The following is a 22,163-nucleotide window of genomic DNA, read 5'->3' as shown; positions in this document are numbered from 1 at the left end:
GACATGCCTCAAACCATCACCGACGCGCAAGCGCTCAACTTCCTGCGCCAGCAGACACACGTACAGTCTGCTCGCGCCTTCAACGTCGAATACGACCTGGTCGATTATGCGGCCCTGGTCCCCGTCAACACCGACTACCCCGAGTGGGCGTCTGGCGTTGACTTTCAGATCGGCGACATGGCTGGCGCTGCCAAATGGCAGTCCGGCTGGGCCGAAGACGTGCCCAAGGCCGACGTCAGCCTGATCTCGGTCGGCGTGGATTTCGCCATGTACGCCGTAGGCTACGGCTACAACGTAGAAGAACTCGGCAAGGCCATGCACGCTGGCTTCCCGCTGACGGCTCGCAAGGCGATTGCGGCGCGCCAGGCTGCGGATATCTTCTGCGCCGAAACCGCGCTGTACGGCGGCGGCCATACGGGGTGGACTGGCCTGATAAACAAGGCGGGGGTCACGCCCGCCGCATCGCCCAACAACGGCACCGGCTCGGCACGCAACTGGGTTGATGCGAACGGCGTGGGGCTCAAAACGCCCGATCAGATCGTGACCGAGATGAACCAGCTGCTGCAAGGCCCGCCCAGCGCCACCGGCATCCTGGCCTCACTCATCGGCGACACGATCCTGCTGCCGCCGCTCGCGCTGCAGCACATCACCAACACGCCCTACGGCGTCACGGCGCCCAACATGACGATCTACCAGTATTTCGTCGCCAACAATGTGTACACGCAGCGCACGGGGCGCCCTATCACCATTCGCGAACTGCCGGCGCTGGCGGTTGCCGCAACACTCTCCAGCCCGAACCTGGCTGGCCAGGGCCGTGCGGTGGGGTACCGAAACTCTCAGGACGCCATCGAGTTCCCGATGCCCATGCCGTACCGTTTTCTGGATATCCACCAGCACGGTCCACTTCAGTGGCAGATCCCGGGCATAGGCCGGGTGGGTCAGCTCACGCTGATCCGTGACGGCGCGCTGCGCTTCCTGGACGGCGTGTCGCCCGCACCGGCGGGTTGATGGATAGGGGCCTGGCGATGCGCTGGGCCCCGTTGAAAAGGACATCGCAATGCGAATTACCAACCTGACGAACAGCCCTTACGACCTGCTGGACGCCAAGGGCAAGACCGTTCGGCTTGCGGCGCGCGGCTCCGTCAGCATTGATCCACATCCACAGCACGTGAGCCACTATCGAGCGGTGGGCTATTTCCGTATTGAGGACGATGCCCCCGCGAAACCTGCGGCGCGTAAGACAGCGACTCAACCTGCGGCGCCTACCGGCGTGGCGGAGAAAGATTGACATGGCGGGTTACGGCAACGACGACGGCTTCCAGACGTGGCTCTCCGGCCAGGGTCTAGCACTGCCCGTTGGCGCACCTACGCTCGCGGTGCTGCGCCAGATCGGCTCTGATTATGTCGATGCGGCATATGAGCACGCGCTGCAATGCAGCCAGCGCGCCGGCGGTTTCGAGCAGGAGCGTGCCTGGCCGCGCGTCGGGCATCGGGTTAACGGCCAGCCGGTACCGAACGATCTGGTTCCACCCGCCTGGGTCAGCGCCAGCTACCGGGCCGCCTACCTGCAGGCGACAACTGAGGGTGGATGGGCGACGGTGGGCGTCGACTCTACCCGGCAAACACGGCGAGAAAAGGTGGACTCTATTGAGCGCGAGTTCTTCGCCGCATCCGACGCCGCCGGGTCTTCAGTGGCCCCTGGGATGCCATCGGACTCCATCATCAATGGCATGCTGACGCCGTGGTTCTGCTCGAACGTACGCAGCGCGGCCAGGTTGTTCAGGGTGATCTGATGGCCGATTTTTACGCAGACATGGCCAAGATGGCCCGCGACCTGCTGGCCCCCACGGGCCAGGGCGGCCTTGGTCAAGGCGCCATCACTCTGACGCATACCACGCCAGGCGTGTCCGACCCCACCAAGCCCTGGGAGCCGGTCGAGCCCACCAAGCAAACCGAAACCCTTCGCTGCGCCGTGCGCGGCGTGGATGCGCGGCTGGTAGGTACAGAGATGGGCAGCGCCGTGCTGCTGGCGACCGACCGCGTGGCCATCTGCGAGGTGCCGGCCATTGAGTACACCGCTGGCGACACGCTGGCCGTGGATGAAAGGCCGGTGATCGTGCTGGCGGTCGAGAAAATACCGGCCGCAGGCACTCCGTCCGCCGTCAAGTTCTTCATCCGAGGGTAATATGGCTGCCAGTCGCCCCACCCTCTCGCAAGCGCGCCAGTTTGCCGAACTCATAGCTGAGTTAACTCCCGAGGTCCATAGGGCGTTTATGGCTAGCGTCACCGATCTGCAAAGCAACGTGGATTGGCGCGCCCTGCTGGACGCACTGGAGCAGCGAGACATTGATCGCGCCGTGGCGGCCCTGAACATCGATCCGGCAGCGTGGTCCGAATATTCGTCGACCATGACGGAGGTCTACGCCAAGGCGGGCGCTTCGACCGCAGCGCAGATCCGGCAGGCTGGTATTGCCGAAATCGGTATCCGGTTCCGGATGACAAATCCGCGCGCCCAGGAATGGATCGCGCAGAACGTAGCCAATAAGGTGGTGGGATTTTCCAGCGAACAGATTCAGGTGGCCCGCGCGCTGATCGAAGCGGGCTACGCTCGTGGCGCGCACCCTCACGGCATCGCTCTGGACTTGGCCGGCCGTGCCTTGGGTCCCGGTGGCCTGCGCGCGGGCGGCATTTTGGGTCTTGACGGACCGCGCGCCGCACGGCTGCAGGCGGTCGTCGAGGGGATGCGAACGGCGGACGGCGTGCGCAGCCTCGTTATTGAGCATGCAGACGGCAATTTGTCGTTGCGCTATCGGGTCAACAAAGCCACGGCGCAGCGCATCATCCGGGCTTACAAAGCTGACACGCATGTACCGGAGGCTGATCGCCTCATCAGCGAGCGTCAGTACAAGAATGCGCTGCTCAAAGATCGGGCAAATACGATCGCAGAAACCGAAACCGGAAACGCGGTCATGTCGGCCAGGATGGAAGAATGGCGGCAGTTGGTCGAAACGCAGGGAATTTCACCGGCGAACGTCATCAAAACATGGCGTCACCGCCGCGGAGCCGACAAGTTCCACCGCCCTGACCATCGGGCTATGAGTGGCCATCAGGTGCGCGGCCTTGATACGCCGTTCGAATTCCCGGATGGCGTGGCTATGCAACATGCGCATGACCCCGCCGGCGGCGCCAAGCATGTCATCAGATGCGGCTGCGACACTGAGTTTCGGATTGATCACGGAGCGGGGCTGAAATGACGAATTCGTTCAGCGCAGCGATCGGCGCATGGGCTGCGGAGTCCAAAGACCGCATTCAGGCCGTGCATCGCCGGTCTGTAGAGCTCTTGGCTGAAGAAATGGTTGACACCAAGCCCAACGGCGGACGCCTGCCGTTTCTGACTGGAAATCTGGCTCGCTCGTTGCTGGCGTCGACCGAAGGCATGCCCAAGGCCAGTGAGACGCCTACGGCTGGCAGCAACGTTGGCGCTATCACAGCGACGCTTGAGCTCAACCAATCCGTATGGCTGGGCTACCAGGCCATCTACGCCAGGCGCAGGAACTATGGCTTTGTCGGCGCTGACGTATTGGGCCGCGTTTTTAATGAGCCCGGCGACTACTTTGTAGAAGGGGCTATCGCGAACTGGCAGCAGATTGTTGCCAGGGCCGCAGCCGAGATACAGGCATCAGTGGAGAGCAGATGAGCGCGAAAGTTGAAACGTCGATCTGGCTGGCGCTGAAGTCCCGTATCGACACGCTGCCGCTGGCGTATGCGAAAGCCTGGCCGGGGCAAGTGTTCGAGGTCGCCGGTGCCGGCGGCCTGCCGCAGCCCTACCTGCGCATCGGGCGCGTCACCGTGGCCCCTGTCCGCCACCTCATTGCAGACGGCAAGCCGCACGAACGCACTGGGTCACTCATGATCACGCTGGTGCACCCGCTGGGCCAGGACGTGTCCGTCTACGACCAGATTGCGGCGAGCATTGCCGAGCACTTCAAGGACGGCACGGAGATGCGGTACGCGGGCGTGTGCGTGGCGGTGACGTCGTACCCGCACGTCCAGGAAGGCTACGAGGACAACGGGTACTGGACGGTTCCGGTGCGCGTGCCCTGGCAGTGTTTTGCTTAAAGGAGAGACCTATGTGTCCTGATTGTGAAGCCCGGCGCCGGCTTGCGCGCGACGCGTTTCTGAACGCGAAGATCAAAGAGGCTGTCGGCCATGTCGCGAAAGGCACGGCGGAGGCTGTTGGCCTGAAGAAAAAGACAGGCGTCGTGGAGGCCCGGGAAAAACCTCGGCCCAAACGAGCCGAAACCAAAGATTCCGGCGCTGCCGGTTAACTGCCCCTCACGGGGCATTTTTTTTGCGCAGGAGCAAACATTATGAGCGGACTTTATCCGATCTCTGGATCGAAGCTTTATATCGGCGGTCGCGTTACCGCGAAAGGAACTGTGACGGCGGCTGATTTCGCCGGTGCAACATGGATGGAAGTGGGGGGCTGGGCGAACGCCGGCGCTGTGGGCGATACCCAAAACGTTGGCGAGCAGGACCTGATTAACGAACGGCGCACGCGCAAGTTCAAGACGACGGTCAATGGCGGCACGATGGACAATCAGTTCGTGCCTATGGCGCTTGACCCGGGCCAGATCAAGTTCAAAGAAGCAATCGCAGACTGCAACCCTTACCAATTCAAGATCGAATGGGGGGCTGATTGCATGCCTGAAGGCCCGGTGACGATCAGCGTTGCCGAACCCGGTGTCGTGACATGGCAAGGACACGGCCTCGTCGCCGGTCAGCCCGTGGTGTTTGCCAGCACAGGCACGCTGCCTACCGGCCTGACCGCCGGAACGGTCTATTACGTCATCGCCGCCGGCCTTACTTCCGATGCGTTCTCGGTGGCCGCCACACCCGGAGGCGCAGGTATCGCAACGACGGCGGCCGGCAGCGGCACGCATACGGCATCCGCACCGCCCGCAGGCATGACCGACATGTTCTACGGCTTGGCCTTGCCTGGCGCGCGCCAGGGCGGGGGCGCCACGTCCGCGCATCTGCGCAACTGGTCCATCGCCGTGGACAGCAACATCGTCGAAGTGTAAAGAAACCGCTCTGCGGCCAGGGGTCGGACGGACTTGGTTCCGCCGTCCGGCCCCGACTTGGAACCGTGAACCTTAGGAAAATAGCATGGACATCAATGAAATCCTCATCCCCGAACAGGCAATCGAATCTGTCGAGGACGGCCACTGGATCGACGACATTATCGGCGCGCCCACCCTGAAGCTGAAGGTGCGCGGCCTATCGTCCCGCAAGGTGCAGAACTACCGCGACAACAAGTTCCGCCGTGTGGCCCGCAAGGATCGCGACGCCCAGGGCAACATCAAGGCCGAAGTGCTGTCGCAGATCACCCGCGACACGCTGGTCGAAGTCGTTCTGCTGGACTGGGATGGCATCAAGGAAAACGGCAAGCCCGTGCCTTACAGCAAAGACCTCGCCCGAAAGTGGCTGACCTCACGCAACGGCGACCGCCTGGTCGGCTTCGTGACGGACGCAGCCTTGCAGGTCGACGATCTGCAGAACGAAACCACTGAGGAACTGGAAAAAAACTCGTCGCCGTCCTGAGCTGGCGCCTCTCGAATCCGAACGCCGAGAAGGAGCGCGAGGATTTCGAGCGGTTCGGCCAGGAGATTCCCGCCAGCCTCTGGCCGCCCGAGTTCATGGACGGCGCCCAATCATGGTACGCAGCGTTCTGGGATCTTCACACGGACCGGCCGGCCGGCATGCAGGCGGGACGAATCAGCTACATGTCGGCGCGGATCCATTGCCATGGCTGGCCAGAGGATGAGTTCCACAGCTTCTGGCGGGTGATCCGGGCGATGGATGATGTGTACCTGGAACATGCCAACAGCGGCGGAGAGCCGAAGACGTTCACACGGGAGGGTTTCCGGGGGGCGTTTTCGGGGAAGTGATGGGGCGTTAAAAGTCCAATTGCTCCAACGAAAGCCCCATCGCCGCCGCAATACGCTCCCGTGTTGCCTTCTTGGGTTTGGCATCAGGCGCTTCCATCGCGGCATAGCTGGGCTGGCGAATCTCCAGGCGCCGCGCCATCTCTGCTTGCGTCAGGCCCAGGTGCTCGCGCCAGGCTCGGATCATGCTCCAGTCGTTCTTGACGCACAGGCGCATGACCTCGTGAGGGGTGGTGCCATCGGCGGGGATGCGGCCGGAAGGCGCTTCCCCGCCGGTGAGTTTCAGATACTCATCGTAGGGCAGCACAACGAAGGCTGGCTTGCCGTTGGCTTCGAGTATGGTGTGGTTGGTGTCCATGGCTGGTTCCTGCTCAGTAAGTTTGCTCGTCGCGCTTTTTGACCTGCTGGATCTCGATGATCCTGACTTCAGTGTCAGCGTCGAACAGGACTCGATAGTTGCCGACGCGCATGCGGTATCCGCATTCGTGCTTGGTCAACGCGATGACGTTCTTGGCGTTCGGGAAACTTTCCAACTCGTCCACGGCGTCGATGATCGTGCCCTGTTCCTTCCGGTCGATCTTGCGCAGTTGCTTTTTCGCCTTGTTTGACCAGTTGACCGAGTACATGGGTTCCCCTTGTTGGTATAGCTTAATTATAGGTTAAGCTATTATTTATAGCAAGGGAAAGTCGGCCTTCGCGGCGGCTGGCTGCGCTGGTATAGTCTGCCGTATCTTTATGTTACGGGGTGATGGGGATGCAGAAATACACAAGCTTGCAGAAAGTGGCGCTTGGGGTGGTCGCTATCTGTGCTGTTTTTATCGTCGGTTTGGTTGTGGCGTTTGGTGACGACCACCAGGCCCGAGAGCAACAAAAAGACGCTGCAGAAAAGATTGAGCGCAATTGCACAGACAAAGTGATGGCCTTCACCATGAGCCGCAATTTTGTCAAGAAGGCGCTCGCCGCGCCAAGCACGGTTGATTTTCCCAGCTTCACCGATGATGGTGTGAGCGCCTCACAAACGGGCAGGTGCAAATTTAGGGTATCTGCCTACGTGGATGCTCAAAACAGCTTTGGCGCAATGCTTCGCACTCGGTACACGATAGATATGGAGTATCTGCCAGACAGCAATGCTTGGCACGGTTCAAACCTAAAAATGTGATTTTGACCGCCTTCGGGCGGTTTCTTTTTCTGGCCTCAGCATTTGCTGGGGCCTTTTTTGTGGGTGACCCTAATGGAAGTGGCAGCACTCGGCCTGAAAATAGATGGCGTAGAGGGAGTTGACAGGGCTAGAGATGCGCTCGGTCGATTCACCAAAGCTAGCGAGGATGCTGAGCGATCTGCTGCGGGCGTCGGCAAAGGAAGTGATGCGGCCGCGCGCGCGATGCGCGGAATGGATAACGCGGCGCGGCGCAGTAGCGCGTCCATGGCGAATCTCGCCCAGGTTGCGGCGCGCGCCGGCGTTCTTCTAGGGACTGCCCTTAGCGTACGCGCGCTGCAGACGTATGCGGATAGCTGGTCTGACATGCAAAGCAAGGTGGGGGCCGCCGTCAAAAACATGCAGGCTGCCCCGGCCCTGATGCGTCGCATCGTGGATATAGCGAACGCCTCATATTCACCCTTGCAGCAGACCGTCGATATCTACACGCGAAATGTGGCGGTGTTGCGTGAGTTGGGGAAATCGTCAGCCGAAGCGGCGGATTTCACGGAATCCCTGAATCACATGTTGGTCATCACGGCCACTAAAGGACAGCAGGCTGAATCAGTGCAGCAGGCGCTGTCCAAGGCGATGGCGGTTGGCAAGCTGCAGGCTGATGGCCTGGAAACCGTGCTGGCCAATGGTGGGCGCGTAGCGGAGGCTTTGGCTAAGGCCCTTGGCACGAACGTCAATGGCCTGCGCGACATGGCGTCCCAGGGGAAAATCACCTCGCAGGTGATTGCTGGGACGCTGATTGGCTCCCTGATAGAAGTTCGCACAGAGGCCGAAAAAATGCCCGCCACGATGGGTGATGCTTTTGGGCGAGCCCAGAACAACCTTTCGGAATTGGTCGGCAGACTGGACCAGGCGGCGGGCGCATCTAGCGCGATTGCTGAAAAAATCATTGGCCTTGCCGACGGCATACGCAAGACCGGCGACCGCCTGATCGCGTTCGGGCAATATGCTGCGCCCGTGTTCGATGCTGTTGGGTCTGCCGTGTCTGCCGTTGCAAGTCAAGCCGACATCGCCGTAGTGGCGCTGGCCGGGTTTTATGCTCCCGCCATGCTTGGCGGGATAGCGTTGCTGACGAAATCACTTGCCGTTGGGCTTGTTGGTGCAATTAGGGCTGTAACTGCGGCGATGATGGCCAACCCGATTGGGCTGATGGTAGCTGCCCTGACTGCCGCAGGGTATGCGGCATATAAATTCCGTGATGACATACAGCGGTCGCTGGGGGTTGATGTTGTTGGCGCAGTTAAGGGCGTCGCTAATTTCGTCATCGGGGCGTTCGCGTACTCCTTCGAGAATGTCAAGTTCATTTGGAATAACCTTGGGGATATCGTTGGCGCGGCGATGGTTGGCGCAGCCAACGTAGCCATTCGAGCGCTTAACAAAATTACCTCTGCCGCAACGGGCAGTATCGATGGGCTCATAACGCTTGTCAACAAAATCCCCGGTATTGAGAAAATCTCGTCGTTGGGCGATGTGCTCAAGATCAATGAGATGGAGAATCCGTTTGCTGGACGACTCGCCGAGGCGGGAAAGCAGTGGCAAGAGGGCTTCGTTTCCTCTATCAAAACAGACTATGTGGACGGCGCGCTGGATTGGTTGCGCGACAAAATTGCCGAAGCATTTGACCCAAAGCCCATAGAAGATTTTGTTGATGCGGCTGGCGGAGGGGGCGGCGGTGGAGGCGGCGGAGTTTCCAAAGAACTCAAGAAATGGCTTGATGACATGCGCATCGCTACCGCCAGCGCCCGCACCATGACGGAAGCCTACCTCACCGGTGGAGACGCTATATCGCAGCTCACCCGGCAGGTGGAAATCGAGTCCAAGGTGCTGGAGCATGGGGCAAAGACCCGGAACGCCGTTACAGATGCCATCACCGCTCAGGCTATCGCCCTGGACCGCCTGGACATCGCCAAGCAGATCGACGGCCTGCGCGAGCAGAACACGCAGGCGAGCGCCTATCTGAAGGTGCTGACCGCCCAATCAAAAGGGTACAAGGAAGGTGCCACGGCACTCACGGCCTACAACAAGCAGCAAGCATTGACCGAGCTCCTGGTGGGCAAGACGGCTGACGAAGTGCGCGACCTGACCGAGCACTTCAGCCGCCTGTGGGATGAGAGCAATGGCCTTGCCCGGCAGACGGCGGGCATGGAGGAACTGAACCGCCTCGTGGAAGGCACCCGCACGAAGCAGGAGGCCTATAACCACGAACTCGAAAAGCTGCTGGCCCTGCGCCCCTACGCTCAGACCGAAGAGCAGGTCCGGGCGCTTGAGCTGGCTATTGGTGATCTGAATCGTGAAAACAGCGTCTGGTTCACGTTCACTGAAGATGCCATCAACCGCATCGACGAGTCCTTCGCCAATATGTGGCGGGATTGGATGGATGGGTCGCGCAGCGCGTTCGACGCGATGAAATCCGGCTTCAAGCAGATGCTGGCCGAAATGGCTCACGCGGCGATCACGCGCCCGATCATGATTTCGGTGGGCAATGCCGTGATGGGCACGCGCACGCCTGGCGGAATCGGCGATGTGTGGGGAGCGGCGCGGGGCGCGAATAATCTGAACTCCATCTTCGGCGCCGGCTACCAGGCACTCACCGGCGCCAGCGCTGGGGCGTCCACCGCATCCCTTGGCTACGCGAACCTCGTTGGCGCCATGGGTGGTGATTCCATCGGGGCGCTGATCTCAGCAAACGGCGGATGGGAAGGTGCGCTGTCCGGGCTGAGTTCGGCTGCTGGAACGGCCTTCGCGAGCGGTATTACCGCTGTTGCGCCGTCGGTAATGGCCTCGCTCGGAAGTGGCGCGGCGGGCGCGCTGGCATCGGGTATGGCGACGACGTCGTTCAGCGCATCGCTCGCCGGTGGCGCGGCGGGAGCTGCTGGAGGTGCTGCCGCTGGTGCCGGGGGATTGATGACTGGCCTCAGTGCAGCGGCGCCCTACATCGGCATCGGCCTAGCCGCCGCCTCCGCCTTCGGTCTCTTCGACTCCGGCCCACCCAAAACCCGCCACGGCCAGCGCACCACCATCGACTACACCGGCGGCGCATTTGGCGTCTCCGCGCTCGATGATCGCCAGGCGGCTGGATCCGAGCAGGCAGCGCTTGCCGCAGCTCAAAGCGCGGTCGCCGCGGCAAACGATTTGTTTGCCAAGGTGGGCGTTAACGCCGGCATCGAGTCGTTTTACGCGATCATGGAGAGTAGCGTCCTGGGCGATCGCAACGGCGTAGCCTCGGGCGGATCCTTGCGTATCGGCGACCAGCTGCGCCAGATCGGTGTAGCGCAGGCCAGCGACATGACGTTCGGCGGCTTTGGTGGGTGGAGCTCAGCCGAGATGCTGCCCAGGCTGCAGACGGACATCCAGCTGTCGATCCTCGAGGCGTTCCAGGCGCTCGGAAGCCAACTGCCGTCCGTCTTGTCCGGCATGCTCGAAGGCGTCGACATGCGCAACATCGACGCGGCGACGGCGCAGGATCTGGCTACGCGGTTTGCTGCGGTCGCCGATGGGGCAACACAGTTTCTGACGGCGATCGAGGCCTTGCCATTCGAGCAGCTGCGCGGGCTGTCGTTTGATGCGGCGGCGGGTCTGGTGCAACTGGCCGGCGGCGTGGAAAACCTCCTTGGCGCCCAGCAGACCTACTTCCAGGCCTATTACTCGGAAGCCGAGCGCCACGGCATTGCGGTCAACAACCTGACCTCGGCTCTGGCCGCCGCCGGCGTCGTGATCCCCGAACTCACGGGCTCGACCGAGCAGATGCTGGCGTCCTACCGCACTATCGTCGAGGCGCAGGACCTCAATACCGAGGCGGGCCGCCAGGCGTATGTGGTGCTGATGCAGGCGTCTGGAGCATTTGCCGAGGTTGCGCAGTATGCGGGGCAGGTCGCCCAAGCGGTCGAAGAGGTCGCCGTGCCCGCCCGCTCGCTCGCCGACATCGAGCGCGAACGTGCCGGCCTTGAATCTCAGCTGCTGGGCCTGCTTGGCAACACGAACGCATTGCGCCGGCGTGAGCTCGAGACCCTGGACGCGAGCAACCGGGCGCTGCAACAGCAGATCTGGGCTTTCCAGGACCTTTCGACGGCCTACAACGATGTGGTGGCGGCTGGCGAGCGCGAAATCGCCAGACTGAAGGAGTCGTTCGGCGCCACCGACACGGCCATGTCGGCTTATAGGTCCGCCGTCCAGAGGCTCGAATCCGAATTCGGCAGCCTGATCGCAACCATCGGCCGGGGCGTTGCGGATCTGCGCAGCCAAGTCACCGAAGCCGCCAGGATGCAGTACGACCAGGCGCGTGCGGTGATCTCGACCGCACTCATCACGCGCCAGCTGCCGCAGACAGCCGATCTTACGGAAACGCTGCGCATCGCCCAGCAGGGCGTCACCGGCCAAGTGTACGGGTCGCTCTTCGAGCAACAAAAAGCGTATCTCATTCTGGCCAACGAGATGGAGGCCCTGCAGGGGATCGCCCAGCCCGAGCTGGATACGGCGCGGGCGACACTCACCCAGCTGGAGAATCAATACCGACTTCTGCGCGGCATGGGCCTGGTGGGCGAGGACTCGCTGACGGCGCTCGAGCAGCAACTGCGTACGGCGATCTCGACCGAAGAAGCAGCACGCCGGCAGATCTCGGCCATTGAAGAGCAGATCAACTGGGCCAAGGAGCAATACAACGTCCTCTTGGAGATCCGGGACGGGGTGCTGACGTTTCCCGAAGCGTTGGCATCGTTTGCTCAGACCTTGGCGGCAGCCGTTGCCGCGGCGAACAAGGCTGCGGCGCCGGTGAGCGGTGGCGGAGGAAGTGCGGGTGGCTACACGCCGGTTCCCGGCGCCGGCATCGGATCGTCGAGCTGGACCACGGATTACTTCCGGGCGAATCCGGATGTGCTGCAAGGCTATGACGTCGCGCATGGCATGTCGCCCGAAGCCTGGGCCCAGTACCACTGGAATACCTATGGTCAATACGAGGGACGTAAGTTCGCCGCTGGTGGTTTTGCCTTGCCCGGCTGGGCGATGGTCGGAGAGGAAGGACCGGAGCTCGTCAACTTCAGCCAACCCGGTCGTGTCTACACGGCAGGACAAACCGACGACATCCTGCGAAGCCTTGGCGCCGGCAACGGCTCGGGTAACGCCGGGGTCATCACCGAATTGCGGGCCCTGCGCGAGCAGAACGCCCGCCTCGAGCGCCGTCTTGCCTCCATCGAAAGGTCTACTGGCCAGTTCGCCAGCCAGTTCGACAACGTCACCGCTGGCGGCAACGCCATGCTTACAGAGGATGCAGCGACACTATGAGCACTGATGTAAATGCCGTCCTACTGATTCCCTTGGAGATCACGGCGGCGATGATTGCGGCGGGCACTACGGTGCCCGTTGTTGATTCCAGCGTCGGGGAGGTCGCCTGGAGCAATTCAACGGCCTATGTGGTTGACGATCAAGTCAATCATGCTGATTCGCTCTGGGACGCAATTGCCGACAACACAGGGGTGGAGCCCGGAACCGACGCCAAGAAATGGTTCCGCGCGGGGCCGTCAAACCGCATGGCGGCATTCGACAGCGAACTCAATACCGTGACGCGAAGGGCAGGAGAGATCAAGTATGTCGTGCGCCCGGATTTCTTCACCGGCATCGGCTTGTGGGGCATGTCGGGCGAACACCTGAACATCAAAATCTACGACGAGCCGGGCGGCAACGTGGTCGAAGAGTACGACGCCGATCTCTGGGAGCAGGCTGCGGGCCTATACGAGCTGCTTTTCATGCCGCTCAAGCGCCGCACGCAGCATTACATGCAGAACCTGCCGCTTTACCCGGCAGCCGAGGTCCATATCAGCATCACGGCCGCCGGCGGGGCCATGTGTGAGGTGGCGCTGATCTCCATCGGTCACTGGGACACGCTCGTTGGCGCCGGGACCTGGGGCGGCACGGAGTACGACGCAGAGGCCGAGATAAAGGGCTACAGCTACCTCAAGCGAGAAGAGGACGGCACCGTGACGCGCAAGCGCCGCGGCAGTGCGAATAACGTCAATTGCACCGTCGTGGTTCCGGCAGACGAAGGCAATCGCGCCGCCGAGCTCCTGCACCTGGTGCAGGGCCGACCGGTCGCCTTCATCGCGTCGGGGCTACCGAGGTACGAGTATCTGAATGGATTTGGAGATGTATCGGGAACCGTAAGGGCGGCGGGCCCGAACCACGCCGCGATCACCCTGAGAATTGAAGGCGCAGTACAAGGAGCTAAGCAATGAGCACACCCATACAGCCGGTGCCGGACGTCGTCCTGGCATCCCCGTTCCCGACGCTGGCAGATCGCCCTGCGGGAACCTACAACCAAAAGGCCAAAGACTGGGCGGACTCGGAAAACGCCATGTCCGTTCGCAATCGCGAAATCGCCCTTGTCGGACATAACAATGCGACCACGGCGACGGAGCAAGCCGGCATTGCCGTAACTAAGGCAAACGAGGCATCGAACAGCGCCCAGACCGCCACAAACAAAGCACAAGAGGCCGCCGAATCCGCCCAGAATCTTGCAGATCTTGACGCGCTCTGGCTAGGGGCCGCCACGAGCGACCCCGCAACGGGAAAAGGTGGTGCGCCATTGGTGGCCGGCAATGCCTACGTCAATTCCGTGACCGGATATCTGCGAGCGTATAACGGCAGCGCCTGGGTGCAAGGGGTAAGCGCCGTTGCAGGAGTTTCGAGCCTGAATGGGCAGATTGGCGCTCTGGTGCTCAAGACGCTTGGCGGGCAAAGTCTGTTGGGCGCGGGTGATTTGGATGTCAAGCAATCAGTGGTGCGGGTAGCACGCACCAGCAACACGCAATTACAGAGCGCCGATAATGGCAGGCTGATTGACATTACAAGCGGCACTTTCACCCAAACCTTCGCGGCAGCGGCAGCGCTTGACGATGGCTGGTATTGTTATCTGAAAAACTCCGGCACAGGGGACATCACGCTCGATCCCAATGAAGCTGAAACCATAGATGGCATGGTCAGCTATATCATGTATCCGGGCGAAGTCAGGCTGATACAGTGCGACGGCGCGGCACTGCGATCAATAGTGTTGAACGGCTTTAAGAAGACATACATTGCAAGCGGCTCATTTGTTAAGCCGCCAGGCTACGCAGCATTTGCCGGCCATCTATGGGGCGGCGGAGCGAGCGGCAGTAAGAGTAACGGCAGTGTCGACGGCGGCCCCGGCGGAGGCTGCGCTCCATTTAATATTAGCTCTGACGCTGTTCCGCCTGGGGTAAGCGCAGTGGTTATAGGCAGCGGCGGCGCAGCGGTCACTGCAAATAGCACCAATGGCATCTCCGGGGGAGATTCGTCATTTCTGGGCATCCAGGCGTATGGCGGTAAGAATGTGTCTGGGGCGTTAACGGCCGGATCAGCCCTGCGAAATACCCGAGTGTCGATTGACGACACCACTCGGGGAGCGGACCCGTATTCAGGGCAGATGTCAGTCAAGGGGTCTGATAATGGGAACATTGACGCCATCTTCGCCGGGTCTCTTGGCGCAAGAACCGACAATAGGCACGGGGCAAACTCCGTATACGGCGGCGCTGGCGGCGGAGGCTTTGCCGCAATTCTCAGGACTCCTGGCGTGTCGGTTTTCGGCGGGGACGGTGGCGCGGCAGGGGAGACCACAAGCGGGATGGACGGCGAAGCCCCGGGCGGCGGAGGTGGAGGAACCCTGACCGGGCCACGATCAGGAGCAGGAGCTCGTGGTGAGCTTCGCATATGGGGGATCATCTAAATGAGAACAGCAGTCATCGACGGCACTCAAGTCGTCAACGTAATCGAAGCCGGCCCGGAATTCACGCTTCCGGGCTTTTTGTTGGTGCCTACAGAAACGGCCGCGCCTGGGTGGACGTATGAGGACGGTGAATTTGTGCCGCCCGAGCCGGAACCTATCCCTGTTCCCCAAGAAATCGAAGGCTGGCAAGCCGAGGTGGCGATGCGCGCTACGCCCGTCGACCCCGAGGACCCCGAAAGCCAGAACGTCTGGGACCGCGTGCAGGACATCATCGCAGCGATGCCCGACGGCCTGGACAAGATCACCGCGCAGACGGTGCTGGCTCGTGGAAAGGTGCGCCATGACAGCGCGATGCTCGCCGCACTGGCCCCGCTGGTCCCGCTCTCTGGGGAACGCATCGACGACATGTTCCGCCTAGGCGCAAGCATCCAAGCATAGACCGGCCCCGAGCCGGTCTTTTCATTTCTGGCCCTGCCGTTTCGGTGGGGCTTTTTCTTTTCTACCCACCGAGAGAGGCCGATGGCTGATATGCAAAATTTCGAGGCGATAGCCGTCAAGCTGGCGGGTGTGGCTGGGGCCGTGGTGTCCATGCGATTCCTGCAGGGCACCTTGCTTGAGCGTCTGAGCATGGCGACCAGCGGCGCACTGCTCAGCTACTACCTCGCCCCACACATTTCCATGAGGCTCGGCATACCCGAGGGTCTGACCGGCTTCCTGGTCGGATTCTTTGGTATGGCCGTCGCTTCCCGGGCATGGGAAGCAGTGCAGGCCTTTCCGATCAACGCGATCTGGCAGGCCGTCATCGATCGCATACGCGGACGAGGGGTATGACATGGACCAAACCATATACATGACCGTCCAGGCTGCAGTATCGGCGGTGTGCTGGCTGATTGTCGCCGGTGGCGCTGGCTTGGCGGTGGTTGCCAAGTCGATCCACGACACCACCATGGAGCGGCTTGGGCTGTCCGCAGTGTCGCTTGCCGCTACGGGCGCCGCGTTCCGAATTGTTGCCGATGGCTGGACAAGCGACGGATCCGCGGCGCTGGCTCTAGCTATGGCTGGCTACGTTATCGCTGTGGCCTACAAGCACGTAAGGAGCGTCCAATGAGCTGGCTATCGAATCTTTTTGGTGCCAAACCCAAGACCTCGGTACCGCCCATCACCTCGCCTGCCGCGCCGCCTCTGCCGGGTAGCATTGTTACGTTCGACATCGCGTTTGAGCGCCTGATCGGCCATGAGGGCGGCTACGTCAATCACCCGGACGACCGGGGCGGCGAAACCAACTGGGGCATCACTCTGCGCACAGCGCGCGAAGCTGGCTACACCGGCAGCATGCGCGACCTGACCCGTGAGCAGGCCCGGGAGATCTACCGCGTCGCGTACTGGCAGCGCGCCAGGTGCGATGAGTTCGACGGCGCCATTGCCTTTCAGGTATTCGACGCGGCGGTCAACCACGGCATCGGCAACAGCATCCGCTTCCTGCAGCGCGCCGCGGGCGTGGCGGACGATGGCGCAATCGGACCAGTCACCATGGCTGCCGCCCAACGTATGACCGTCACCGACGTGCTGGCCAGGTTCAACGCGGCGCGGCTGGAGTTTTATACCAAGCTCTCGACTTGGCCAAGCTTCGGTAAGGGCTGGGCGCGGCGTGTGGCCGGCAATCTCAACTATGGAGCCGACGATGCTTAGTGTCTGGCTGTTCATTCGCCGCTACTGGAAGCCGCTCGCCGGCGCTCTGGCCATGCTGGCCATCATCGGCGCCGTGCTGCTGTACGGCTCACACAAATACGATCAAGGGATAAGCGATGAAAGGACAAGGCAAACAGCCGAGGCGCTCAAGGCTGCGACAGATCGCGGCGCGGTGGAAGATGCTGTGCGCAGCATGCCTCCTGGGGCCTCTCTTAGCGAGCTGCGGCGCAACTGGTCGCGTGATTGACACCAGTTGCTATTGGACCAAGCCCTTCAGGGTGAGCCAGGCGGACATCTTGACCGACGAACTCGCCGACGATCTGCTGGTTCATAATCGGCTGAGGGCGCAGCGGTGTCCATAAGCAGTCATCCTTGCTTTTCCCAGATCAGTTGCGGGGCACTGTCCCCCATAAACCAAACTGCGTCAAACGGAATCGGATCATTCATCGCGTCTATCCACATTTGGGCCGTGGGGATGGCTACGCTATCGGGCGTGATACATCTGCCGTCAGTGTAAACCAGCAGGTGTATAGGCCAATCAGTCTGATACCGCTTTCCGAACTTCTTCTTAATGAGATCGGGTATGGGATCACCGTAACTCGCGAACCCGGAGGCTTCGACTTCGTCAACAGCAGGCTGTCCTAGCTGCTTTATTCTGGAAGTGAGCCGGCTCAGGTCTTCGTCTGCAGCTTCGGCTAGCTCGAAGGCGACAGCAGCCCCGTCTGGAGGGTGATACAGAATATCGGGTTCGGGCGGGATTCTGCTATAGAAGTTCTCTGCGGTCAGCCCGCGGCTCTCCAAGAAAATTCGGAAGACATTTCTTTCGTTCTCGGCTTTCACGATTTCAATTCGGCTGACCATGGGCGCTCCCTTGAGGCTTGCCTCGGCATACACGTACAAATTATGCAGCAGGGACCGAGATCGATTCCGGCGCGACCGCTACTCCAAATGCGAATCGAGGCCTAGACGCACGCGAGGGGCGGGGCGATAAGTTCAGCACTCATCAGCAAGTCTGTCGATCATCGCGCGTGCCTCGGTGTCATCCTGAGTAAAGCTCGATAAGAATAAGTGAAGGACGTCGATGGGGTCCAGGTCGCCACCAGGCTGCCGCGCAATGCCGATGGCACTGCCAAGCATAACTAACGTCGCTAATCTTACAAAGCCAATTACGGTATCTGACGAAAAATTTGCTCTGATTGTTGTCCCATCAAATCGGTGCATTAATTGCTCGACACCGCCGTGGGTTAACCCGTGGCGGATCGCAACAGGCACTGCTCGGTGCATTACGCTCAAAGTCGACCGCAATTCGGCTGGAGCGGCTTTCTCAACGCCAGCGCTGATATCCTTATTTCCCGGGAAATCAGCCTTCTTATCGCTTATTTGTTCAATTTGATCAGCCGAGGCGCAGTAGGACACCCACGCTCCACGCAGCAAGGCGTCGTACGCGGGACGTGCGAGCGCTAACGCACTTCCTACTTTCTTCGCTTCGATAAGCAGCAACATCGACGAGGCGTGTTCGCACGATAAATGATAGAGCGCGCCGCTTAGAATAGTCTTCTGGCTGGGTGTTGGGCCGGCCTTCTTGAGAGATTTGTCAACGAGGCTTTGTAGGGAAAAAGCACGCTCAAGCTCTTCGGCCAACGAGCGGTGTGTCGCAAAGGTCACCATTTTGTCGTCCTATGTTATGAGCACCGCGCCATCCTATCCCCAAACCCAACCTACGTCTCCTCGGGTTTCTCCTGCCCGCCAACAGTTGCTAGGGTGGCCACGCAGCTACGTTGGAGAGGCTTATGACGCGGCGCGTCGACCGGCGAAGTGAACGGGCTGCAGGGGTATGTGGGAGCGGTGATCGGGTTAAAATAGCGCAGCTATGATGTGCATGCACGGGCTCCTGGCCGAATTCAAATGCCGCTGGAGGGCGGCCGGCGCAGGACAGCGACCGTTTGGCTAGAACGGTCGCTGGTTGGGTTAAGCCGGGACTAGGAGCGGAAATGCTCTCTTGCCGCACTGCTTGGCCCACAGGCGCTGACCATTTTTCAGCGTTATGTAGGGACGAAAGATTAGTTTCATTCCTGGTGGAATGGGGAAATCAAAGCTCAGTTGTTTCGACACACATAGTCACCTCCTTTCAGGCGAAGGATTGCCCAGTGGCGTGACACCGTGTTAAACTTCTCGTCGCCAAACGTAGTTTCACAAGATGCACTTGCCGTTGAGTCGCGTCGCCTGTCGCGGCTCTCCGGGTTGGAATGGAGCCATGGATTACATCCTCGGCTCCTTTCTTTTTCTGACCGTAGCCACGGCCGTCATCAGAAAGCAAAGCATAGTTGTCCCACCTCTCCCAACTTCATGCGCGCCATGACAAAGGTAGCGAACATGTCGGCTTGGAGTTCCGAATCTTCCTCGGGGGTTGGTGGAGAGGACCGCTCACTGTGCAACACTGCCTTGTGGCCCAGCATGAGGTGTCCCAGCTCGTGAAATAAGAGCCCAATTGCGTTCCGATCGCCTCGGCACAGCTTTACAAATGTGCTGTGCGGCATTCTGATGGTGAAATCTTCAGGAATGCATATTGCGTCCGTGACGAAGCACCATTCCGCATCGTCCACCGGATCGATGCAAATGTTTTCCTGCGAAAGGTTCTCCACAAACTGCTCAATCTTCGCTGGCGTGTGACGATCGATTCGCAAAATTTCCCCAAATCGCTTAGCACGGAACCGTATGTCTTCCAAGTTGAGACGCGCTACCCGGTTCCCCTTCAGTTCATAATTTTCCTGCATCCTGGTCATTATCACTTTTCTTGTTGTTGATCTTCCCGAGTAGCTCAGCGATCTGCTTGAGTTCCTCGGCCGTAAACCTAGACCGAGCAAACCCGGCTACTAACATCTGTTGCTGAAGCGGCAAACCTTCCAACGATACGGACTCATTTGCCACAGCTGCCAACTCCTTCAACCGGGGAACGGCAACGCCGCGCTCCCTAAAGAATCGGTCGATTTTTTCAACCCACCCGGCACCAACTTTTTTGCGACCGGTCTCCATTGCACTCAAAAACGAGGCGGTTGTCTCCAACACGGCCGCCATGCCAAGGAGCGTTTGCCCGGTGTCTATGCGTGCTTTCCGCACAGCTTTACCAAATTCAGTGAGTGCCATTTCAGTCGTCCTTTTGTACTGCGTCTCGCGCCCGAAATAGGTCGCGGTATGTATTTTTATTAATTTGACCACAACCGGGTGGAAATTTCAACCGATACGGTTGAAATTCTGCAGCATTCGCGCGTTACTTATACATGTAGCTATCAGCGTAGCGGGACGATCCCTTATTTCACCATTGGTTGTCACCATGCCATGACAACCGATCCTGAAAATGGGCAGGTTTTGTCAACCGAATCGCCATTCTTCGCTATCCGGGTTTTCCAGCTGAAATTCTTCGCTTTGGCTCGGCGCAGGTGAGCCTGCATCGGCCACCCACCTCAATACGGCATCGGCGGATCGTCCGCGAACCTGCCCAATTCATCCTGCAGCAACAGCCGGAACTGGTGCAGCGCCACCAGCTGGCTTTCCGTTTCTTCCTTCCATGCCCGATCGATTGAGCGCCGATACTGCTCGGCCAGCAAGATTACCTTGTGCTGCCGCTTGATCTCCAAGAGTAGGGCGCGTACATCGGGGTCGCCCTTGTGGCGGTCCCGGATCTCGATCAACTGCTGGCGGGTGAGGGGAAAGGGGCTGTCCATGGCGGCTCAAAATGCTGGTCAAAAACACAGTATTTTTAGCACGGAAACCCGCTCAGTCGCCCTTCCCTAGCAGATACAACACAAAAAACGCCGCGGCGCCGGCGCAAATAAAGGTGTAAGGAACGATCTCGATTGGCATGCGTATGAAGATGCCCCAACCGTCACAGCACCGCAAGATGCGAGTTCTACCACAGATAAAATCAGCCCCCGCCCCTGGCGTGATCTCCCTGCAAATTCGCCCCAATGCGCCGAAAACTGCTACAAAATCGCTACAGCACTCACCTACCGACTTGATTATTATCACTTTTTGTCTGTAGAGCTCCCTCTTAACTACAGGGACTGCATTGCGGGCTGTGATTATAAGGCACTTTGCAAAAACCCTGCGCAGTGTAGAATAACGGCTGGGTGTCCGCCGCCGTCGCAGCGAGACAGGCTCATGCGCAGGTCGGGCCGCCGCGCGGAGCTGCCACGACCATGAATCGACACCTATCAGGGCAAGACTTGCCCCGCGCCCAACGCTTGACCGAACACGCCTTCGCCGCGCTCGAACGCTTTCTCCACATCGAAGCCGTCAGCGGCATCGTACTGTTGACTGCAGCGGCGGCGGCACTGATCTGGGCCAACTCCCCGCTCGCCGATAGCTATCACCACCTCTGGCACACGCCCCTTTCCTTCGGGCTGGGCGGGTTCGTATTTTCCCAATCGCTGCATTTCTGGATCAACGACGCATTGATGACCGTGTTTTTCCTGGTCGTAGGCATGGAGATCCGGCGCGAGATGCACCAGGGAGCGCTGAGCAATTTTCGCCAGGCCAGCCTGCCGATCGCAGCGGCTCTCGGCGGCGTCGTGGCGCCGGCCCTGATCTATCTGGCGCTGAACGACGACGCCATACGCCAGCACGGCTGGGCCGTGCCGACAGCTACGGATATCGCCTTCGCAGTGGGCGTGCTGGCGCTGCTGGGGCGCTCGATTCCCGGCAACCTGCGTATTTTCCTGCTCGCTCTGGCAATCATCGACGACGTCGTCGCCGTGCTCATCATCGCGCTGTTCTACTCGGCAGGACTCGACTACACAGGATTCGCGGTGGCCGGCGCCGGCCTCGCGCTGGTGCTCGGACTGCAGCGGATGGGCATCGGTTCGGCCTACGCCTACGTGGTGCCGGGCGCGATCGTCTGGGCCGGCCTGCTGATGACCGGCGCTCACCCCACTCTGGCCGGCGTGGTGCTGGGCTTGCTGACGCCCGTGGTGCCGGTACGCATGCGCGAGCGGCCCCAAGATGCGCTTGCTCGCATCGCCGCGGAGCTGACTGGGCGCGATGCCGATGACAAGACAGACCCGCAGCATCTGGCGCAGCCCATACGGCAGCTTCGCCTCGCCCAGCGAGAACTGCTGCCGCCGGTGGTCCGCGTGCAATCCGCGCTGCATCCATGGGTGGCGTACGGCGTGATGCCCCTGTTCGCGTTGGCGAATGCCGGCGTCAGCCTGGGCGGCATGGACATGGCGGCCGGCGGGGCGCAGTGGGTTGTGGCAGGCATCATGCTGGCCCTTGTGGTCGGCAAGCCGCTCGGGGTGGTCACGGTGAGCTGGCTGATGGTACGAATAGGCTGGTGTCGCCTGCCACCCGGCGTGACCTGGGGCGGTATCTGGCTCATCGGCCTGCTGGCGGGCATCGGCTTTACCATGTCGATCTTCATCGCCATGCTGGCCTTCACCGACGATTCCCTGCTGGATGCGGCCAAACTGGGGGTGCTGATGGGGTCGCTCATCGCGGCGATACTGGGCATGGCCTGGGGCGTAGCCTATGCCAGGCGTCAAAAAAGCCGAGGGATCTCCTCGGCTCTTTGATCCAGGCGGCCGCGCCA

General features: G+C 60.7%; 28 protein-coding genes. 21 read left to right on the top strand and 7 right to left on the bottom strand.

Annotated elements, in window-relative coordinates:
* The first annotated feature begins 3 nt into the window (after positions 1 to 3).
* The 11 genes from ACSBPU_RS05610 to ACSBPU_RS05560 all read left to right on the top strand — a co-directional run bounded on the left by ACSBPU_RS05610 (position 4) and on the right by ACSBPU_RS05560 (position 5,951).
* Positions 4 to 1,008 (top strand): major capsid family protein, encoded by a 1,005-nt coding sequence (locus ACSBPU_RS05610; RefSeq protein ID WP_442596315.1) that lies wholly within the window; start codon positions 4 to 6, stop codon positions 1,006 to 1,008.
* Between the two features lie 49 nt (positions 1,009 to 1,057).
* The gene (locus tag ACSBPU_RS05605; protein ID WP_442596313.1) at positions 1,058 to 1,288 is read left to right on the top strand and encodes a hypothetical protein; all 231 of its coding nucleotides are present in this window, start codon (positions 1,058 to 1,060) and stop codon (positions 1,286 to 1,288) included.
* Between the two features lies 1 nt (position 1,289).
* The gene (locus ACSBPU_RS05600) at positions 1,290 to 1,793 is read left to right on the top strand and encodes a DnaT-like ssDNA-binding protein (RefSeq protein ID WP_442596311.1); all 504 of its coding nucleotides are present in this window, start codon (positions 1,290 to 1,292) and stop codon (positions 1,791 to 1,793) included.
* On the top strand, positions 1,793 to 2,185 hold the full coding sequence (locus ACSBPU_RS05595; protein WP_442596309.1) for a hypothetical protein: 393 nt from the start codon (positions 1,793 to 1,795) through the stop codon (positions 2,183 to 2,185). The genes ACSBPU_RS05600 and ACSBPU_RS05595 overlap by 1 nt, the downstream gene beginning before the upstream one ends.
* A gap of 88 nt (positions 2,186 to 2,273) precedes the next feature.
* Positions 2,274 to 3,254 (top strand): hypothetical protein, encoded by a 981-nt coding sequence (locus ACSBPU_RS05590; protein ID WP_442596307.1) that lies wholly within the window; start codon positions 2,274 to 2,276, stop codon positions 3,252 to 3,254.
* A complete protein-coding gene (locus ACSBPU_RS05585; RefSeq protein WP_442596305.1) occupies positions 3,251 to 3,697 on the top strand; it encodes a hypothetical protein in 447 nt (148 codons plus the stop codon). The genes ACSBPU_RS05590 and ACSBPU_RS05585 overlap by 4 nt, the downstream gene beginning before the upstream one ends.
* Positions 3,694 to 4,119 carry a DUF4128 domain-containing protein gene (locus ACSBPU_RS05580; RefSeq protein ID WP_442596303.1) on the top strand — a complete coding sequence of 142 codons (426 nt, stop codon included), beginning with the start codon at positions 3,694 to 3,696 and terminating at the stop codon, positions 4,117 to 4,119. The genes ACSBPU_RS05585 and ACSBPU_RS05580 overlap by 4 nt, the downstream gene beginning before the upstream one ends.
* Positions 4,120 to 4,130: 11 nt before the next feature.
* A complete protein-coding gene (locus tag ACSBPU_RS05575) occupies positions 4,131 to 4,328 on the top strand; it encodes a hypothetical protein (protein WP_442596301.1) in 198 nt (65 codons plus the stop codon).
* 42 nt (positions 4,329 to 4,370) lie between these two features.
* On the top strand, positions 4,371 to 5,084 hold the full coding sequence (locus ACSBPU_RS05570; protein ID WP_442596299.1) for a hypothetical protein: 714 nt from the start codon (positions 4,371 to 4,373) through the stop codon (positions 5,082 to 5,084).
* Positions 5,085 to 5,169: 85 nt separating this feature from the next.
* Positions 5,170 to 5,604, top strand: a complete 435-nt coding sequence (locus tag ACSBPU_RS05565) for a hypothetical protein (RefSeq protein WP_442596297.1) — start codon at positions 5,170 to 5,172, stop codon at positions 5,602 to 5,604.
* A gap of 95 nt (positions 5,605 to 5,699) precedes the next feature.
* Positions 5,700 to 5,951, top strand: a complete 252-nt coding sequence (locus ACSBPU_RS05560) for a hypothetical protein (RefSeq protein ID WP_442596295.1) — start codon at positions 5,700 to 5,702, stop codon at positions 5,949 to 5,951.
* Positions 5,952 to 5,958: 7 nt separating this feature from the next.
* On the opposite strand, the gene ACSBPU_RS05555 is transcribed toward ACSBPU_RS05560, so the two are convergent.
* A complete protein-coding gene (locus ACSBPU_RS05555) occupies positions 5,959 to 6,306 on the bottom strand; it encodes a helix-turn-helix domain-containing protein (protein ID WP_442596294.1) in 348 nt (115 codons plus the stop codon).
* 13 nt (positions 6,307 to 6,319) lie between these two features.
* Entirely contained in the window at positions 6,320 to 6,574 is a 255-nt protein-coding gene (locus tag ACSBPU_RS05550; RefSeq protein WP_442596292.1) for a type II toxin-antitoxin system RelE family toxin, read from the bottom strand.
* A 128-nt stretch (positions 6,575 to 6,702) separates the two neighbouring features.
* Here ACSBPU_RS05550 and ACSBPU_RS05545 point away from each other — a divergent pair, with 128 nt between their 5' ends.
* The 9 genes from ACSBPU_RS05545 (at position 6,703) to ACSBPU_RS05505 (ending at position 16,826) form a co-directional block, all read left to right on the top strand.
* Positions 6,703 to 7,107 carry a hypothetical protein gene (locus tag ACSBPU_RS05545; RefSeq protein ID WP_442596290.1) on the top strand — a complete coding sequence of 135 codons (405 nt, stop codon included), beginning with the start codon at positions 6,703 to 6,705 and terminating at the stop codon, positions 7,105 to 7,107.
* A 72-nt stretch (positions 7,108 to 7,179) separates the two neighbouring features.
* Entirely contained in the window at positions 7,180 to 12,435 is a 5,256-nt protein-coding gene (locus ACSBPU_RS05540; RefSeq protein WP_442596288.1) for a tape measure protein, read from the top strand.
* The gene (locus ACSBPU_RS05535) at positions 12,432 to 13,382 is read left to right on the top strand and encodes a hypothetical protein (protein WP_442596286.1); all 951 of its coding nucleotides are present in this window, start codon (positions 12,432 to 12,434) and stop codon (positions 13,380 to 13,382) included. The genes ACSBPU_RS05540 and ACSBPU_RS05535 overlap by 4 nt, the downstream gene beginning before the upstream one ends.
* Complete coding sequence (locus ACSBPU_RS05530; RefSeq protein ID WP_442596284.1) at positions 13,379 to 14,890, top strand: glycine-rich domain-containing protein; 1,512 nt, start codon at positions 13,379 to 13,381, stop codon at positions 14,888 to 14,890. Before ACSBPU_RS05535 ends, ACSBPU_RS05530 begins: the two co-directional genes overlap by 4 nt.
* Positions 14,891 to 15,328: a hypothetical protein gene (locus ACSBPU_RS05525; protein ID WP_442592458.1), complete on the top strand. Its 438-nt coding sequence runs from the start codon at positions 14,891 to 14,893 to the stop codon at positions 15,326 to 15,328.
* A gap of 81 nt (positions 15,329 to 15,409) precedes the next feature.
* Positions 15,410 to 15,721 carry a hypothetical protein gene (locus ACSBPU_RS05520; RefSeq protein ID WP_442592457.1) on the top strand — a complete coding sequence of 104 codons (312 nt, stop codon included), beginning with the start codon at positions 15,410 to 15,412 and terminating at the stop codon, positions 15,719 to 15,721.
* A 1-nt stretch (position 15,722) separates the two neighbouring features.
* Positions 15,723 to 15,998 (top strand): hypothetical protein, encoded by a 276-nt coding sequence (locus ACSBPU_RS05515; RefSeq protein ID WP_442596283.1) that lies wholly within the window; start codon positions 15,723 to 15,725, stop codon positions 15,996 to 15,998.
* On the top strand, positions 15,995 to 16,579 hold the full coding sequence (locus ACSBPU_RS05510) for a glycoside hydrolase family 108 protein (RefSeq protein ID WP_442596281.1): 585 nt from the start codon (positions 15,995 to 15,997) through the stop codon (positions 16,577 to 16,579). The genes ACSBPU_RS05515 and ACSBPU_RS05510 overlap by 4 nt, the downstream gene beginning before the upstream one ends.
* Positions 16,572 to 16,826: a hypothetical protein gene (locus ACSBPU_RS05505; protein WP_442596279.1), complete on the top strand. Its 255-nt coding sequence runs from the start codon at positions 16,572 to 16,574 to the stop codon at positions 16,824 to 16,826. Before ACSBPU_RS05510 ends, ACSBPU_RS05505 begins: the two co-directional genes overlap by 8 nt.
* Before the next feature lie 119 nt (positions 16,827 to 16,945).
* Here ACSBPU_RS05505 and ACSBPU_RS05500 read toward each other — a convergent pair whose 3' ends face one another.
* The 5 genes from ACSBPU_RS05500 to ACSBPU_RS05480 form a co-directional block, all read right to left on the bottom strand.
* On the bottom strand, positions 16,946 to 17,440 hold the full coding sequence (locus tag ACSBPU_RS05500; protein ID WP_442596277.1) for a hypothetical protein: 495 nt from the start codon (positions 17,438 to 17,440) through the stop codon (positions 16,946 to 16,948).
* 132 nt (positions 17,441 to 17,572) lie between these two features.
* Complete coding sequence (locus ACSBPU_RS05495; RefSeq protein WP_442596275.1) at positions 17,573 to 18,247, bottom strand: DUF6988 family protein; 675 nt, start codon at positions 18,245 to 18,247, stop codon at positions 17,573 to 17,575.
* A gap of 638 nt (positions 18,248 to 18,885) precedes the next feature.
* On the bottom strand, positions 18,886 to 19,362 hold the full coding sequence (locus tag ACSBPU_RS05490; protein ID WP_442596273.1) for an ImmA/IrrE family metallo-endopeptidase: 477 nt from the start codon (positions 19,360 to 19,362) through the stop codon (positions 18,886 to 18,888).
* On the bottom strand, positions 19,337 to 19,723 hold the full coding sequence (locus ACSBPU_RS05485; RefSeq protein ID WP_442596271.1) for an XRE family transcriptional regulator: 387 nt from the start codon (positions 19,721 to 19,723) through the stop codon (positions 19,337 to 19,339). The genes ACSBPU_RS05490 and ACSBPU_RS05485 overlap by 26 nt, the downstream gene beginning before the upstream one ends.
* 317 nt (positions 19,724 to 20,040) lie before the next feature.
* Positions 20,041 to 20,301: a hypothetical protein gene (locus tag ACSBPU_RS05480; RefSeq protein ID WP_442596269.1), complete on the bottom strand. Its 261-nt coding sequence runs from the start codon at positions 20,299 to 20,301 to the stop codon at positions 20,041 to 20,043.
* Between the two features lie 474 nt (positions 20,302 to 20,775).
* Here ACSBPU_RS05480 and nhaA point away from each other — a divergent pair, with 474 nt between their 5' ends.
* A complete protein-coding gene (gene nhaA, locus ACSBPU_RS05475) occupies positions 20,776 to 22,146 on the top strand; it encodes a Na+/H+ antiporter NhaA (RefSeq protein ID WP_442596267.1) in 1,371 nt (456 codons plus the stop codon).
* Positions 22,147 to 22,163: the final 17 nt, after the last annotated feature.

It is taken from the genome of Parapusillimonas sp. JC17 (assembly GCF_052180245.1).
Lineage (GTDB): Bacteria > Pseudomonadota > Gammaproteobacteria > Burkholderiales > Burkholderiaceae_B > Parapusillimonas.
The sequence above is the reverse complement of the archived record's forward strand: the minus strand, read 5'-3'. Positions and strand labels throughout refer to the sequence as shown.